Below are 14,768 nucleotides of genomic sequence, written 5' to 3' on the forward strand. Positions count from 1 at the left end.
TATAATTAATTATTAAATCTGCTTATATAATTATGATTTATATATATAAAGTTGTCAAATCAATATAATAAAGCCTTAAGGCTTTGGCTACCTTAAGGCTCTTATTTCCCGGAAATAACTATAAATTTATATTGAAATATTTACAAAGTATCTTAATAATTATTTAGCTTTATTATTTTCTATTTTATCAAACTTACTGCTTACAATGATTATATTTACTCTTCTATTCTTAGCCTTCCCATCTTCTGTTGAGTTATCTGCTATAGGTCTGTACTCTCCGTATCCTACTGCAGAAAGTTTTTGAGGTGGAATATTGGCGCTATTAATCAGTAATTCTGTAACATTAGAAGCTCTGGCACATGATAACTGCCAGTTTGATGAAAACTGATCATTTTTTATAGGAACATTGTCCGTATGCCCCTCTACTCTCATATAATTGTTAAGTTGATTCAGTATTTTTCCTATTTCAATAAGTTTCTTTTGCGATTCTGGCTTTACTTCAGCTCTACCAGTGTCAAAAAATAAAGTATCATTTAAACTTACAACAAGCCCTCTCTCATCAACTTGGGTACTAACATCCGCTTTCATTCCATTCTTCTCAAGATACTTGTCCACCTGTCTTTTCAAATCTTCCATTTTTGCTTGTTCAGCTTTTTCAGTTAAATCATTTTCGATTGGCTTAGTATCAACAGTTATTGGTACACCATCTTCTTTAGCAATTATAGTTTTTCCTCCACCCATAGATACTCTAAGTGAATCTGATAATTGTTTAAATTTTGCCTTGTCAACATTACTCATAGCAAACAGTACAACGAAAAGTATCATAAGTAAAGTCATGAAATCAGAATAACTAAGCAACCATCGCTCATGATTCATGTGCTCTTCATGCTTTCTTTTCTTCATATCTCAGCTTTACCATCCATTCCTTCAAATTTGACAACTTCCTCTTTACTTAGGAATCCCTTTAATTTTTCAGCTATCGTATTAGGGTTTATACCTTCTTGTATGTATAATATGCCTTCAATAATAAGAGATTTTTCTCCATATTCTTTTTCATCTAATGACTTTAACCTAGTAGCTAGTGGTAAAAATAAAAGGTTTGCAGATGAAAGACCATATAATGTGGCTAAAAATCCAGAGGCAATTTTAGGACCTAAAGAGTTTGGATCCGATAAATCAGCTAGGATATGAACTAGCCCCATTACGGTACCTATAATACCTAATGTAGGAGAAAATCCACCAGCTTGTTCAAAAATAGCAGCTCCTTTTCTATGTCTTTCAGATGTGGATTCTAACTCCAATTCCAAAATACTTCTAACCGCTTGAGGATCTACACCATCTACTACCAACTGAAGTCCTTTTTTAATAAAAGGATCTAAATTAGGGTCATTAGATATTTCTCCTTCGAGACTTAATAATCCATTTTTTCTAGTTTTATATGACACATCTTTAAAGTAAGCTACTAATCCTGGTAAATCGATTTTTTTAGGATTTATAGCGACCTTTATTATCTTAGGTAATCTTTTCAAAATTTCCATAGGGAATGTAAGTCCAACCGCACCTGCAGTTCCACCAAATACTATTATCGCTGGTGCAAGTAAAAAAAGAGCACTTAATACCCCTTTCTCTATTAAAAATCCTGCTACAATAGATCCAAAACCAACTATAATAAAGACAATAACAGAAATATCCATATTTATCCTCCACATAATAATATTTTCGTATAAACTACACTAAAAATATTTATACTCACACAATAGATATTCGTTTATATTAAGTTAATCTTTACTAAATATAATAAATGTTTATACTGTATGTTCAAAGTTATTTTTATTCAGTATTTATTATAATGCTAGATTCTAAGCATATTAATAATATAATCTATTTAATAAAATACCATAAATAAAAAGACTACCTTCCGGTAGTCTTTTTACATTAAATTACTCTTGAACTGGAGCTCCTACTGGGCAAACATTTGCACAGTTTCCGCAATCGATGCAAGCAGCTGCATCTATATCAAATTGAGTATCTCCTTGACTTATAGCGTTAACTGGACATTCTGAAGCACATGCTCCACAGCTTACGCAAGTGTCTAATATTTTGTATGCCATATGTAAACACCTCCTTATAAATTTAGATGATTAACATCTACTTTTTATTTTACCACGTTTTAATTAATTTTTAAAGCTAATTTTCCTATAATACTGCATATCCTAAATCCTCAAGGGATTGTATTAATGATTCATTATTTACAAAATAATCGTCGTATACAACGCTTACTTCTCCCTTTTCTCTATTTATTTGACAAGCAACAACACCTTCATTATTAGAAATGGCTCTTCTTATCTTATTAACATCTTCCACTGTATGCATGTTGCAGATTTTCAAAACAGATTTCATACTAAACCTCCTTAGTCCTCCTTAAATAGTTCTTTAATTATGGCCGCATCTTCAACACCTTCAGCTTCAACGTCAATCTTAATTTCATCTTCATTTATACTTCCTTCAAAACTTCCTGAAATTAATTCTATTTCATCTATAGGTATTTCTTTTATTGTTTCGTCTCCATCTTGCGGTTTAATTTTAACCTTTACACTTTCTTTTACTACGGAATTTGAAACTACTGTTCCTTTTCCATAAGGAGTATCTACAACTGAGTCTACTTTAGGTAGTTTTATTCTTATATGCTCATAAGTTTCTTGTTCATAGTTTAAACAACACATAAGTCTACCACATATTCCTGAAATCTTAGTTGGATTTAAAGATAAGTTTTGTTCTTTAGCCATCTTTATAGAAACTGGAGCAAAGTCTCCTAAGAAGGTAGAACAACACATAGTTCTTCCACATGGCCCTAACCCACCTATCATCTTAGCCTCATCTCTTACTCCAATTTGTCTTAGCTCAATCCTAGTTCTAAATATAGCAGCTAAATCCTTTACCAGTTCTCTAAAATCCACTCTTCCATCTGCTGTAAAATAAAATATAACTTTATTGTTATCAAAGGTATATTCTACATCTATAAGCTTCATCTTTAAATCATGCTGTTGAATTTTTTCTAAACATACATTAAAAGCTTCTTCCTCTTTTTGTTTATTTTCTGAATGTCTATCTATATCCTCTTGGGTAGCTATTCTTATAACACTTTTTAGAGGAGATACAATTTCATCTTCTTCAATTTGCTTAGGTGCTATCACACACTCTCCAAATTCTACTCCTCTAGCAGTTTCCACTATTACATATTTATTCTTCTTTACATCCAATTCACCTGGTGAAAAATAATATATTTTACCAGCTTTTTTAAATCTTACACCCACTACTGTTACCATACTATACCTCCTGCATTTTCACCAACATAGAATCGAAAACTAGGACAGGATTTACGTTTCTTTCTAGTTTTTTTCTAGTGTCTTTTATAATATTAATAATACCATTTAATTTGTTAAATGAAAACATTTCCGCCATATCTTTTATTTCATCTATTTTGTCTATATTTATTATTAACTCGTTATTCCCTGTTTCTTTATATACCAAAATATCTCTTATATAGGAAAGAAACCACGTAAGAACTTCTTGCCATTCTCCTTTATATTTAAGAAGAAAATCTTCGTAAATTAAAGAGTCTTCAAGCTTATTTTTACAAATACCTTTTAATATATTTACTGTGTTATTCCTAATTTCTTTCAGTGATGCGTCCTCCATAAATCTTTCTGCTCTACCTGGAATCCCATCACTAAATGCATTAACAATCTTTATCTCATCTTCTGATGTATCTGGAAATCTATTTTTTAAAAATAATAACATTTCCTCTTCATTTAATCTATTAAGCTTATATATCTGACATCTAGATTTTATTGTATCCAATATTTTCTCTAGTTTTTCGCACAATAGAATTATAAAAATACCCTTAGGTGGCTCTTCTATAGTCTTTAAAAATGCATTTTGAGCAGCTTCTGTCATCTTATCTGCACTATATAAAAGAATTACTTTTTTATTCCCTTCATAAGGTTTTTTATTAGTTTCTTCAATTATATTTTTTATTTCGTCTATTCCTATAGACTTTTTATCTTTTTGTAACTTAAACTCTACTATATCCACATACTGCTTATTCTTTTCTTTATCTAAAAGCTTTATAGCTATTTCTTTTGCTATAATGCTTTTTCCAATTCCCTCTTCGCCTACAATAATATGGGCATGAGAAAACCTTCCTTTTTCTATAGAACTTGCTGCTTGTATTTTTACACTATCATGCCCTATTATCGCATTAATACTCAATTGCAAATCCCTCCAATTAAATTTTCACAAATTTATCTACATCTACTACAAAAACAGTCGCTCCTCCAACCTCTACTTCTACAGGATAGGGAACATACAAACCTGTAGAGCCTGTTACCGGTGTAGGCGCAGTTATAATTTGCTCTCTTCTTTTGCATATCTCTTCAATCTGAGATAATACCTTATCTACAAGCTCTTCCTCCACTCCAATAATCAGTGTAGTATTACCTGCCTTTAAAAAACCACCAGTAGTAGCAAGCTTTGTTACTCTAAAATTCGATTCCGTTAAAACATCTACTAAATTTCCTGAATCTTCGTCTTGCACAATTGCTATAATCAATTTCATATAACTCATCTCCCTATCATTTTACCCTATTATATAAAACCTAACATAAATATGTTAGTCCTTTTAGCATTTATTCAATTAATTTTATTATAATTTTTTATTTCTTTATATCTTCAACTTATTACGTGTTTATAAATCTACGTGTCTAATACTCTTTTCTTTAAGTTTTCATATAATTCATTATGAATTTTATCTATAGACTTTATTTTACCATCATCTACACAATTTATTGTTAGCCAATCATACTTTTGTGATATTTCACAAGAAGTATTGTATGAATGGATTAAATACTCATAGTCTTTTTCATGTATATCCTTATCTATATCTCCTGTCATTTTACTTACCCTTTCAGTCATTAACTCTCTGCTACATTCAGGGGGCATATCTAAAAATACAACACAATCTGGAACGGGAAGCTCAAAAATTTTAAATTCAAACTCCCATACCCAATCTAAAAACTTATTTTTTTCTTCCAAATCATGAATTTTAGATGCTTGGTGAATCATGTTTGCAGTTGTATACCTATCTGCTATTACTATTCCTCCGCTTAGGTAAAACTCTTTCCAATCTGTCTTATATGAAGCGAATCTATCTACTGCATAAAATGTAGATGCTACGTATGGGCTAACATCTTCTGGGTTTTTACCAAAACTTCCATTTAGATACATTTTTACTAACGCGGAAGATTCACTTTCATAATTCGGGTATTCTACCTTTTTCACTCTATATCCTTCATTTATTAGTCTTTCATATAACCTTTGTGTTTGAGTAGCCTTACCACTGCCATCACAGCCTTCTATTACAATTACCTTTCCTTTTTTTAAGCCCATCCTATTTTCCTCCATAATATTTCATTTGTTATCAAATTAATTCTTTATTACTACCTTCATCTCATCATTTTGAATTCCTAAAATATCAGTTCCATTACTTTTATAGTATTTAATAATGTCTAAGCTTTCTTTATCAATTAACTCGCCCATTGCTAAAATAGGTATTCCTGGTGGGTATGGCACTATATTTTCTGCACTTATTCTCCCTAAGCAATCTTCTAATTTAACAAATTCTTTTTCTTTATCAATAACTTCATATGGCATAATTTGAGCTTTAGGTATATCATACTGCACTAAACTTAATTCTTTTTTCTTTAAATCATTTAAATTGCATTTTTTCAAAATCTCATACAACCTTTTAAATTCCTTCTCTTCACTAAATGGCGAAAAGATTAACACTACATTAGATATATCGCTCATTTCAGCCTGTATTCCAAACCTTCTTAGATAACTTAAAAGTAAGTTGCCATCATATTCTTTATTTAAATTTATTACATATCTTGTTGCATCTAAATTCCAAACATAATTTAAATCATTACTTTCATTTCTATATCTTTTTATTTCTGCATCTAAGTTTATTATATCCTCTATGCCAATTATGTGAATACCTTTAATTTTATTTATTTTACCTCTATAATAACTTGCTATATTTAAAAGTTTCTCATACTCGACTTCACCATAACTTTCCAAATAAAATCTAGCATAATCCATAGAACATAAAAATAGATAAGAGGGACTTGTACTTAAAAATGCACTAACATAAAAATCAACTTTATTAATATCTTGTCCATCATTTACATGCAAATAAGCAGTTTGTGTTAAACTCGATAGAGTCTTGTGTGTACTGGTAACAACCATATCCGCTCCTAATTTTATAGCACTCTTCGGCAAATTGTCATTTACTCCAAAGTGAGCTCCATGTGCAGAATCTACTAATACCTTCATCCCATGCTTCTTAGCCTTGTCTATTATAAATTCTAAGTTACTACATATTCCATAATAATTTGGATATGTAACTACTATGCCTTTAGCATCATCATTATCTTCTATTACCTGTAAAAAATGCTCCAAGTCTATAGCAATAGGAGCATTTAATCTCTCACTTATAATATTCTTTACATATACTGGTTTAAGCTTTCTCATTATTATGGCATTGAATATAGATCTATGGCAATTTCTTTCAACAATAACTTTGTCCCCTTCATTAAAGCTACTAAATATCATCGCCATATTACCTGAAGTACTTCCATTAACCAAAAAGTAAGACTTTTTACTTCCGTAAAATCTACTAAGGAGATCCCTTGCATCTTTTATTATTCCTTCAGAATTATGAAGATTATCGACTCCCTCAACTTCGGTTATATCAAATTTCATGAGATTTTGAATAAATTCCCTGCCCATGCTAGTATATTCAAAACCCTTACCACCTTTATGCCCTGGCATACAGAATGATATATTATTTTCTTTTACATACTTTAAAACACCTTCTAAAATCGGTAACTTCGACAACTTATTTCCTCTCCCCTTATAATATCTTGAACTATAGCTTTTCTTATACGTTCCATATAATAATTATAAAAATCTGTAGTATCATCTAAACTTACTAATCTTTCTTCGCAGCATTTACAGATTCCTCTTCCATATATCATTATACCATTATTAAGAGACTTACCACATATAATACAACTTTGCTTTTTCATTTAATATCCTCCTTGTACAAACTATTTGGTATATTAAATTATTGCCTCATATAGTATATAATATTCAGCTACCTTCCGAAACTTATTTTGTCCACATAAATAAATTAAACTCAGTATAATAAACTAATATTATACTGAGTTTAATTTATTAATCTTTTATTGTAACTAGTGTACCTCTCGGTATATTATCCTGAATCCATTTTGCATCATAGTAAGGAAGTCTAATACATCCGTGGGATGCCTTATTCCCTAGCTTATCATATTCGGATTGTATAACATATCCATTATTATCATATAAGACACTATGAAAAAGAAAATTGTTATCTATTCTTGTCCAAAAATAACATACAACGCTATCTGATGAGTAAAACAACGGACCCTTATCACCTATTAAGAATCTACCTGATGGTGTAGGAGTGTCATCCAACCCAGTAGAACATACAAATTCTTTTACTAATGTTTGTCCATTAAATATATCAACTCTCTGCTGACTTTTATCAACAAGTATATTATATGGGCCAGATGGTGTTACGGTTTTAACCATCGATTTTGGAACATACCCTTTAACATAATTTAAAGTACCATAGTCTAATATCTCTACGTAATAATATCCATCCTTACTATCTAAAATCTTTACTTCTGGAAGACTACCGTAAGTTGAACCAACAACTGCAGAGGAAGAGTTCGGGTACTTCCTTACGTTAACACTTGTAGTTTCCCCAGCATTCATTACATTGAAGGAGCTTGTCCACTCAGGTGGTTGAGGCCCTTTAGGTACTTGTGGCTTAGGTGGCTCAGGTGGTTTCTTCTCAATGCCTATTAAGTATAAGGTCTTTAGCGAAACTGCTCCCTCACCTCCAAATATGTAAACATTTTTTGCTGATGATAAGATTTCCTTAACATCATTTTGTTGTTTTTCATTCATATTATCACTAACCAAAACTAATGGAGATTTAGTTTTTTGTGCTAGTGCAGACCCTGAAAGTGAATCAGGAAAATTAAGAGCTGATGCAAGATAAACATTACTCATATCTAGTACATCTTTAAATCTATTTATAATAGCAGAGTTTGTATCATATCTGTCACTTCCTGATATTCTTTCTGCATTTTTAAATTCAGATTTTACGCTTTCATTTATAACTCCTTCAGAGCCGATAACATATGTATTAGTAATATTTTTATCTGCCAATCCATTCTTTACTGGGTCAGGCACATAGTCCTTGTTTACAAGTATAATCGGCATGTCCATGATTGCAGCAATAGGGGCTACAGATAAGGCATCTGGATAATTCTCTCCTGAAACAACTACCACTCTGTCTTTTATTCCTACATAATTAGCAACTAACATTGCAGTTTCGTATCTATCTATACCGCCTATACGCTCATAGCTTATTCCCATGTTTTTTATACTATCTTCTACATCTTTAGAGATAGATTTACCTATTATAAATACCTTAGAAACATTATAACTTTTTAATTGCTCGGCAGCCTTGCCATCCAATTTTTTTTCCGTAGTAAGTATTATTGGTGCATCATACTTCTTGGAAAGAGGGCAGGCACAAAGTGCATCTGGAAAATTTTCTCCTGATGCTAAAATTGCATAACCTGAATTTGAATTGAATCCCTGTGAGATTTTCATAGACGTATCGTATCTGTCACTACCACCATATCTTTGATAATTTCCTTGTGCATAAACCCTAGATGTAGTGCTAATAATAAATATAAATAAGAGTAGGATTTTAATCTTACTTTTTAGTGCTAACTTAAAACTTATAATAATCTCCTCCTATCGCTTAAACATATAGTATATGTGTAGTTGCACCAAATTATTCATGATTTTATATACATATTAATTGTAAACATTTTTTACCAGTTTTGCAACACCTAATTTTATTACTTTTATTAGCTTAAAAATCTCATGGAGGTATATCTTATGAAACATGAAATCTTAACTAACCTAAGTGCTATAAAAGAAGATATATTAAACTTATCGAGGTATCTTTACGAAAATCCTGAAGAAAGTTTTCATGAGTACAAAGCTCATGATTACATAACAAATATATTAAAGATTAACAATTTCGATGTTACAGAGCACTACTTAGACATTGAAACAGCTTTTTATGCTCAGCATGGCACAGGTCATCCCAAGATTTGCTATATATGCGAGTACGATGCAGTAAACACTTCTGGACATATTGTTGGACATAACTTAATATCTGCAATGTCCCTAGGTGCTGCTATATCCCTATCTAAATCACTACCAAAAGACAAAGGTAGTATTATAGTTATCGGATGTCCCGGAGAATTTTTAAGTAGTTCTAAAGTTACTATGGCAAAACAAGGAGTTTTTAATGATATAGACATAGTTCTTATGGCTCATCCCGATGTAATAACTGCTGAAAGTGGTTCCTCAATGGCTATTGTACCGATAAAAATTAGTTATAAAAGTAAACAAGGATTCACTTATAGAAGATCAGGAAGCTATTCTGCATTAGATGCCTGTCTTTTTACTTTTAATACATTAAACTTGTTAGCAAAGGGATTTGAAGATAACTCTACGATAGATGGAGTAATTCTAAAAGGTGGAGATTCTCCATATCTTCTTCCTTCTAATACAGAGTCAAAGTTTTACATAAGATCTTCTAAAATGGAGACAGCTTGTAAGTTAGAAAAGAAAATAAGGGAGCTGGTAAAAACAACTGGCAATCTAATGGAAATTGACTCTGAAATCTGCTTATACGAACTGCCTTATGATGAACTTATTCCAAATAGCATTTTGTCTAGAATATTTTCTCATAATCTTAAGGAATGCGGCATAATAGACATTGCCCCTCCTAAAGATACTAATTCTGGTCTTAGTTTAGGTACGGTAAGCCATATAGTGCCTTGTATACATCCATATATATCTATTACTGAAGATAAAAACTTACAATATTCATCACCTGAATTTGCTTTAGCTACTACATCTTATTTTGCTCAAGATAGAGTTGTAAAAACTGCTCATGCTCTTGCGTTAACTGGTTTAGATCTTATAGAGAATAGTTCTTTACTTGAGCAAATAAAAACAGAATTTTATGAAAGAAAAAAAGAAACTAGATAGCTAGTTTCTTTTTTATTTAAATGTTCTTTAACCTAATCTGTAATTAAAATAAGTTAATTACTTAATATACACAAACAGCATCCATAGGATATAATATAATTATAGTTAACTTATATCTTATACAGGAGGAACATATGATATCAATCTATAAAACTTTGGATGAAACAGGTACTTTACAAGCAATTGATACTATAGAGTCAGGTTGCTGGATCAATATAGTAGCTCCTTCAGATGAGGATTTACTTTTAATATCGAAAAAAACAGGAGTTTCTCTAGATTATCTTAAAGCAGCTCTAGATGAAGAAGAAACTTCTCGTATTGATATAGAGGATAATAATCTATTAGTAATAGTAGATATACCTTTCACAGAAATGGAGGATAACTCATTAACCTACGACTCCTATCCTTTATCAATTATTCATACAGATTCAACAATAATAACAGTTTGCTTAAAAAACAGTAAGATTCTGACTGACTTTATAGATGGAAAAGTAAAATCATTTTTTAGCTTTAAACGATCAAGATTTATACTTCAAATACTTTACAGAATAGCTAGCTACTACTTATTATATCTTAGACAAATAGATAAGAAGAGTGTTATGATAGAACAAAAATTGCATAAATCAATGAAAAATAAAGAACTTATTCAACTTCTATCACTCGAAAAGTCTCTTGTTTATTTCTCTACATCCTTAAAGGCCAATGAAATTACTTTAGAAAAAATGCTGAAGCTTGAATTACTACAAAAATATCCTGAGGATCAAGATATACTTGAAGATGTAATTATTGAAAATAAACAGGCAATAGAAATGGCCAATATCTACAGTAACATTTTGAGTGGTACAATGGATGCTTTCGCATCTGTAATATCTAACAACCTAAATATAGTTATGAAACTACTTGCATCTGTAACTATTGTTATGGCTATACCTAATATAGTTTTTAGTTCTTTTGGAATGAATGTAAATGGGATACCTTTTAGTAATAATCCAATGGGATTTTGGCTAGCCTATGGAATAGCAGCTCTAGCATGCGTACTTCCAATAATTATTTTACGTAAAAAAGGATTATTTTAAGTATAAGGATGTGATCATATGATTGCAAGACGACTAAAGTATGGGGATACTATAGGCCTTATATCCCCTGCAGGAGCTGAAAACCCTGATAAAATAAAGGAAAGTATAAAGTATATAGAAAGCCTAGGATTCAATATTAAGGAAGGAAAACATATCTATAAAAGGCTAGGGTATCTAGCAGGAAGCGATAATGACAGAGCTGAAGATCTTATGAATATGTTTCGTGATGATAATGTTGATATGATCTTATGTGTAAGAGGAGGATATGGCACTATGCGTATCCTTCCTAGCATAGACTTTGATGTTATACAGAAAAATCCTAAAATTTTTGCAGGTTTTAGCGATATAACTACTTTTCTAAATATTATATCTCAGAAGTGTGGGTTAATTACCTTTCACTCACCAATGTGTAATTCAAATTTATTAGACAAGTACACATTAGAAAGCTTTCTAAGTACATTTATGAATGGCCATAAACCGTATATTATTAAGAATCCAAATAACATACCTACTAGATGCTTTTCTTCTAAAAGATCAGTATCTGGGAAGCTAGTAGGTGGTAATTTGTCCTTGCTATGTAGCACAATTGGTACTCCCTTCGAGGTTGATACTAAGGATAAAATTATATTTATTGAAGAAGTCGGAGAAGAGCCCTATAAAATAGACAGGTTGCTAACTCAACTTCTTTTAAGTGGGAAACTTGATGAGTGTTCTGGCATTATTCTTGGACAATTTACTAATTGTGAATTACCTCACTATGAGAGAAGCCTGACTTTAAATGAAGTAATAACAGACAGGATCTTAAATTTAAATAAACCAACAATAACTAATATTCAATCAGGACATTCCTATCCTAAGCTTACATTACCTATTGGATCAAAAATTCGAATGAACTGTATAGAAGGAGTAATAGAGGTTTTAGAACCAGTAGTATCCTAAAATAAGAAGTATATAAAAACACCTCATAATTATTATGAGGTGTTTTTTGGAGGCGCCACCCAGATTTGAACTGGGGAATAAAGGTTTTGCAGACCTCTGCCTTACCACTTGGCTATGGCGCCATAAGTTATTTGTTTTTTAACGCTCTTATATAATATCATTTTAATAATTACTTGTCAATACTTCTTATCATGTATTTTATGTAATCTTAACCTACTATTGCTTTAATTAAAAATGACACAATGCTATAATATTTAATAAGAGGTGATATTATGGTAAATGAAGAGTTACTATCTGTAATAAATTCTAGCAATTATATTGTATTCTTTGGTGGTGCAGGGGTATCTACGGAGTCTTCCATACCAGACTTTAGATCGGAAGCAGGTCTTTATAAAACAAAAAATAATTCTTCTTATCCACCTGAAGTAATGCTAAGCCACACATTTTTTATGTCTCATACAGAGGATTTCTTTGATTTCTACAGAAGGAAAATGATATATAAAGAGGCTAAACCTAATGCTGCTCACTATGCTTTAGCAAAGTTAGAGAATACAGGAAAACTAAAAGCTATAATAACACAAAATATTGATGGCCTCCATCAAATGGCAGGTTCCAAAAATGTACTTGAACTGCATGGTTCTATTCATAGGAATCATTGCATGAAATGTGGTAAATATTTTGATCTAGAATATATAATTAATAGCCAAACTACAGTTCCGAAATGCAGTGCTTGTAATGGAATAGTAAAACCTGATGTAGTTCTTTATGAAGAGAGCCTAGATATGGCTACTATAAATGCATCAGTTAATCACATAAAACAGTCAGATCTACTTATAGTAGGTGGAACTTCCTTGGTAGTATATCCAGCAGCAGGATTAATAGATTACTTTAAAGGAAATAAATTAGTCTTAATAAATAAATCATCGACTTCATATGATAATAGAGCTGATTTAGTTATTAATGATAGCATAGGTAAAGTTTTAGGTAGCTTGATATGATAAAAATACTCTATACTTTAGTTAAATACTAAGATATAGAGTATTTTATTTCCTTAATATTATTTTCTTAATTAAAACTTAAGAATCCCTATTGAATTTAAAAATATAATTATTAATAATATCGATGATACATACCTTACTATAAAATAATATGTATTTATAAGAAAATCTAGATTTAATGTACCATTGTTTGAAAGTTCATATTTAATTTCATCTTTTTTAATGAAATAACCTAATAAAATTGCTGTTAGAAGTCCACCTATAGGCATTAATATATTAGAAGATAGGAAATCAAATAAATCAAAGAATCCTTTTCCAAATATCTTAATATTGCCAAGCAAACTACTACTATCGACTGACAATGCTGCTAATATACCTATTACAGCTATTACTCCAGCATTTAATACAACTGCCTTAGTTCTCGAAAAACCTTTTTCTTCAGTATAGTATGCAATCAAAACCTCTACTATTGACATCATAGCCGTTGTAGCCGCTATAGATGCTAATATAAAGAATAATACTAATAATATGCTTCCAAATGGGATTTTAGAAAATACCAGTGGCATAGTCATAAATAAAAGTCCTGGGCCTGCTCCTGGCTCCATATTGAATGAAAATACTGCAGGAAATATTGCTATACCAGCTAATATTGAAACTACTGTATCTGATAATGCGACTCTTATAGAAGTATTAATTAAGTTGTTATCTTTAGTAAAATAACTTCCGTATGTAACCATAGTCCCCATTCCAAGAGATAACTTAAAGAATGCAAGACCAAGAGCCATAAGTATACCTTGTTTTGTAATCATTCCAAAATCAATTTTAAATAAAAATTTAAATCCTTCGTAGGCCCCAGGAAGGGTTACAGCCCTAATATCACAAATTACTATTAATAGGAATAGAACTGGCATAAGGGTTTTAGTAACCTTTTCGATTCCTTTCTGGACTCCTAATATCAATATAAAGGATACTACAGCTAAAACAACTATTTGCCATATTATTGGTGGCACGGGTCCAACTATAGTATTTATAAACATATTCTTTGCATTTTCTGCGTTAATAGAAGCAAAATCTCCTTTTAATGCCTTGAATACGTAAGAATACACCCATCCTGCTACACGGCTATAAAAAAACATTATTAAGTATGCAGTAACAATTCCAAATGCACCTATGCTTTTCCATCCTGAATTAGGCTTTAGCTCTTTTAATGCGCCTATTACGTTTTTTCTAGTTTTTCTTCCTATATAGAATTCACTTACCATCACAGGTAGCCCCACGAATATTACACAAAGAAGATAAACAAAAAGAAAAGCTCCTCCACCGTTAGCACCAATCATATAGGGGCCATCCTCTTAAGTGTGATCGCCATTAGACCTATTAGAAATTGAAATATATCACACTTCTTTTTAGGAATGGGTATGTTACTTATTTTTTTACATAAATAAAAAACACCAAGCATATGCTCAGTGTTTTTACTATTACCTGACGACGACCTACTCTCCCACAG

The 14,768-nt window shown here is 31.1% G+C and carries 16 protein-coding genes and 1 tRNA gene; 4 read left to right on the forward strand and 13 right to left on the reverse strand.

Annotated elements, in window-relative coordinates; genetic code table 11:
• Positions 1–159 precede the first annotated feature (159 nt).
• The 11 genes from I6U51_RS10635 to I6U51_RS10685 form a co-directional block, all read right to left on the reverse strand.
• On the reverse strand, positions 160–903 hold the full coding sequence (locus I6U51_RS10635; protein ID WP_211142630.1) for a flagellar motor protein MotB: 744 nt from the start codon (positions 901–903) through the stop codon (positions 160–162).
• Positions 900–1,694, reverse strand: coding sequence for a flagellar motor protein (locus I6U51_RS10640; RefSeq protein ID WP_211142631.1), 795 nt, complete (start codon positions 1,692–1,694; stop codon positions 900–902). The genes I6U51_RS10635 and I6U51_RS10640 overlap by 4 nt, the downstream gene beginning before the upstream one ends.
• Before the next feature lie 246 nt (positions 1,695–1,940).
• Positions 1,941–2,111, reverse strand: a complete 171-nt coding sequence (locus tag I6U51_RS10645; protein ID WP_178908080.1) for a DUF362 domain-containing protein — start codon at positions 2,109–2,111, stop codon at positions 1,941–1,943.
• A gap of 85 nt (positions 2,112–2,196) precedes the next feature.
• On the reverse strand, positions 2,197–2,400 hold the full coding sequence (locus I6U51_RS10650) for a heavy-metal-associated domain-containing protein (RefSeq protein ID WP_178908079.1): 204 nt from the start codon (positions 2,398–2,400) through the stop codon (positions 2,197–2,199).
• An 11-nt stretch (positions 2,401–2,411) separates the two neighbouring features.
• On the reverse strand, positions 2,412–3,326 hold the full coding sequence (locus I6U51_RS10655; protein WP_211142632.1) for a PSP1 domain-containing protein: 915 nt from the start codon (positions 3,324–3,326) through the stop codon (positions 2,412–2,414).
• A 1-nt stretch (position 3,327) separates the two neighbouring features.
• On the reverse strand, positions 3,328–4,272 hold the full coding sequence (locus tag I6U51_RS10660; protein ID WP_211142633.1) for a DNA polymerase III subunit delta': 945 nt from the start codon (positions 4,270–4,272) through the stop codon (positions 3,328–3,330).
• A 16-nt stretch (positions 4,273–4,288) separates the two neighbouring features.
• The gene (locus I6U51_RS10665) at positions 4,289–4,618 is read right to left on the reverse strand and encodes a cyclic-di-AMP receptor (RefSeq protein ID WP_211142634.1); all 330 of its coding nucleotides are present in this window, start codon (positions 4,616–4,618) and stop codon (positions 4,289–4,291) included.
• A 137-nt stretch (positions 4,619–4,755) separates the two neighbouring features.
• Entirely contained in the window at positions 4,756–5,448 is a 693-nt protein-coding gene (locus I6U51_RS10670) for a dTMP kinase (RefSeq protein WP_211142635.1), read from the reverse strand.
• A 36-nt stretch (positions 5,449–5,484) separates the two neighbouring features.
• On the reverse strand, positions 5,485–6,957 hold the full coding sequence (locus tag I6U51_RS10675) for an aminotransferase class I/II-fold pyridoxal phosphate-dependent enzyme (protein WP_211142636.1): 1,473 nt from the start codon (positions 6,955–6,957) through the stop codon (positions 5,485–5,487).
• The gene (locus I6U51_RS10680) at positions 6,936–7,148 is read right to left on the reverse strand and encodes a sigma factor G inhibitor Gin (protein ID WP_211142637.1); all 213 of its coding nucleotides are present in this window, start codon (positions 7,146–7,148) and stop codon (positions 6,936–6,938) included. The genes I6U51_RS10675 and I6U51_RS10680 overlap by 22 nt, the downstream gene beginning before the upstream one ends.
• A gap of 148 nt (positions 7,149–7,296) precedes the next feature.
• Positions 7,297–8,928 carry a cell wall-binding repeat-containing protein gene (locus I6U51_RS10685; protein WP_343069623.1) on the reverse strand — a complete coding sequence of 544 codons (1,632 nt, stop codon included), beginning with the start codon at positions 8,926–8,928 and terminating at the stop codon, positions 7,297–7,299.
• Between the two features lie 153 nt (positions 8,929–9,081).
• Between I6U51_RS10685 and I6U51_RS10690 the strand changes: the two genes are divergently transcribed.
• The 3 genes from I6U51_RS10690 to I6U51_RS10700 all read left to right on the forward strand — a co-directional run bounded on the left by I6U51_RS10690 (position 9,082) and on the right by I6U51_RS10700 (position 12,263).
• The gene (locus tag I6U51_RS10690) at positions 9,082–10,248 is read left to right on the forward strand and encodes a zinc-binding metallopeptidase family protein (RefSeq protein ID WP_211142638.1); all 1,167 of its coding nucleotides are present in this window, start codon (positions 9,082–9,084) and stop codon (positions 10,246–10,248) included.
• Positions 10,249–10,382: 134 nt separating this feature from the next.
• Positions 10,383–11,324, forward strand: coding sequence for a magnesium transporter CorA family protein (locus I6U51_RS10695; RefSeq protein WP_211142639.1), 942 nt, complete (start codon positions 10,383–10,385; stop codon positions 11,322–11,324).
• 18 nt (positions 11,325–11,342) lie between these two features.
• Positions 11,343–12,263: a S66 peptidase family protein gene (locus I6U51_RS10700; protein ID WP_211142640.1), complete on the forward strand. Its 921-nt coding sequence runs from the start codon at positions 11,343–11,345 to the stop codon at positions 12,261–12,263.
• Between the two features lie 47 nt (positions 12,264–12,310).
• Here I6U51_RS10700 and I6U51_RS10705 read toward each other — a convergent pair.
• Positions 12,311–12,385 (reverse strand) — tRNA-Cys (locus I6U51_RS10705).
• A gap of 150 nt (positions 12,386–12,535) precedes the next feature.
• On the opposite strand from I6U51_RS10705, the gene I6U51_RS10710 reads away from it, so the two are divergent.
• A complete protein-coding gene (locus I6U51_RS10710) occupies positions 12,536–13,261 on the forward strand; it encodes an NAD-dependent protein deacylase (protein ID WP_211142641.1) in 726 nt (241 codons plus the stop codon).
• A gap of 71 nt (positions 13,262–13,332) precedes the next feature.
• Here the strand turns inward: I6U51_RS10710 and I6U51_RS10715 are convergent, their stop codons facing one another.
• Complete coding sequence (locus I6U51_RS10715; protein WP_211142642.1) at positions 13,333–14,598, reverse strand: sodium-dependent transporter; 1,266 nt, start codon at positions 14,596–14,598, stop codon at positions 13,333–13,335.
• Positions 14,599–14,768 lie beyond the last annotated feature (170 nt).

Origin of the sequence: Clostridium aciditolerans, assembly GCF_016316925.1 — a bacterium.
Classification (GTDB): domain Bacteria; phylum Bacillota; class Clostridia; order Clostridiales; family Clostridiaceae; genus Clostridium_AM; species Clostridium_AM aciditolerans.

Bases quoted from the DNA above. Each gene is read 5' to 3' on its own strand.
- I6U51_RS10635 (WP_211142630.1), bottom strand. From the start codon at position 903: ATGAAGAAAAGAAAGCATGAAGAGCACATGAATCATGAGCGATGGTTG.
- I6U51_RS10640 (WP_211142631.1), bottom strand. From the start codon at position 1,694: ATGGATATTTCTGTTATTGTCTTTATTATAGTTGGTTTTGGATCTATT.
- I6U51_RS10645 (WP_178908080.1), bottom strand. From the start codon at position 2,111: ATGGCATACAAAATATTAGACACTTGCGTAAGCTGTGGAGCATGTGCT.
- I6U51_RS10650 (WP_178908079.1), bottom strand. From the start codon at position 2,400: ATGAAATCTGTTTTGAAAATCTGCAACATGCATACAGTGGAAGATGTT.
- I6U51_RS10655 (WP_211142632.1), bottom strand. From the start codon at position 3,326: ATGGTAACAGTAGTGGGTGTAAGATTTAAAAAAGCTGGTAAAATATAT.
- I6U51_RS10665 (WP_211142634.1), bottom strand. From the start codon at position 4,618: ATGAAATTGATTATAGCAATTGTGCAAGACGAAGATTCAGGAAATTTA.
- I6U51_RS10670 (WP_211142635.1), bottom strand. From the start codon at position 5,448: ATGGGCTTAAAAAAAGGAAAGGTAATTGTAATAGAAGGCTGTGATGGC.
- I6U51_RS10680 (WP_211142637.1), bottom strand. From the start codon at position 7,148: ATGAAAAAGCAAAGTTGTATTATATGTGGTAAGTCTCTTAATAATGGT.
- I6U51_RS10690 (WP_211142638.1), top strand. From the start codon at position 9,082: ATGAAACATGAAATCTTAACTAACCTAAGTGCTATAAAAGAAGATATA.
- I6U51_RS10695 (WP_211142639.1), top strand. From the start codon at position 10,383: ATGATATCAATCTATAAAACTTTGGATGAAACAGGTACTTTACAAGCA.
- I6U51_RS10700 (WP_211142640.1), top strand. From the start codon at position 11,343: ATGATTGCAAGACGACTAAAGTATGGGGATACTATAGGCCTTATATCC.
- I6U51_RS10710 (WP_211142641.1), top strand. From the start codon at position 12,536: ATGGTAAATGAAGAGTTACTATCTGTAATAAATTCTAGCAATTATATT.
- I6U51_RS10715 (WP_211142642.1), bottom strand. From the start codon at position 14,598: ATGATTGGTGCTAACGGTGGAGGAGCTTTTCTTTTTGTTTATCTTCTT.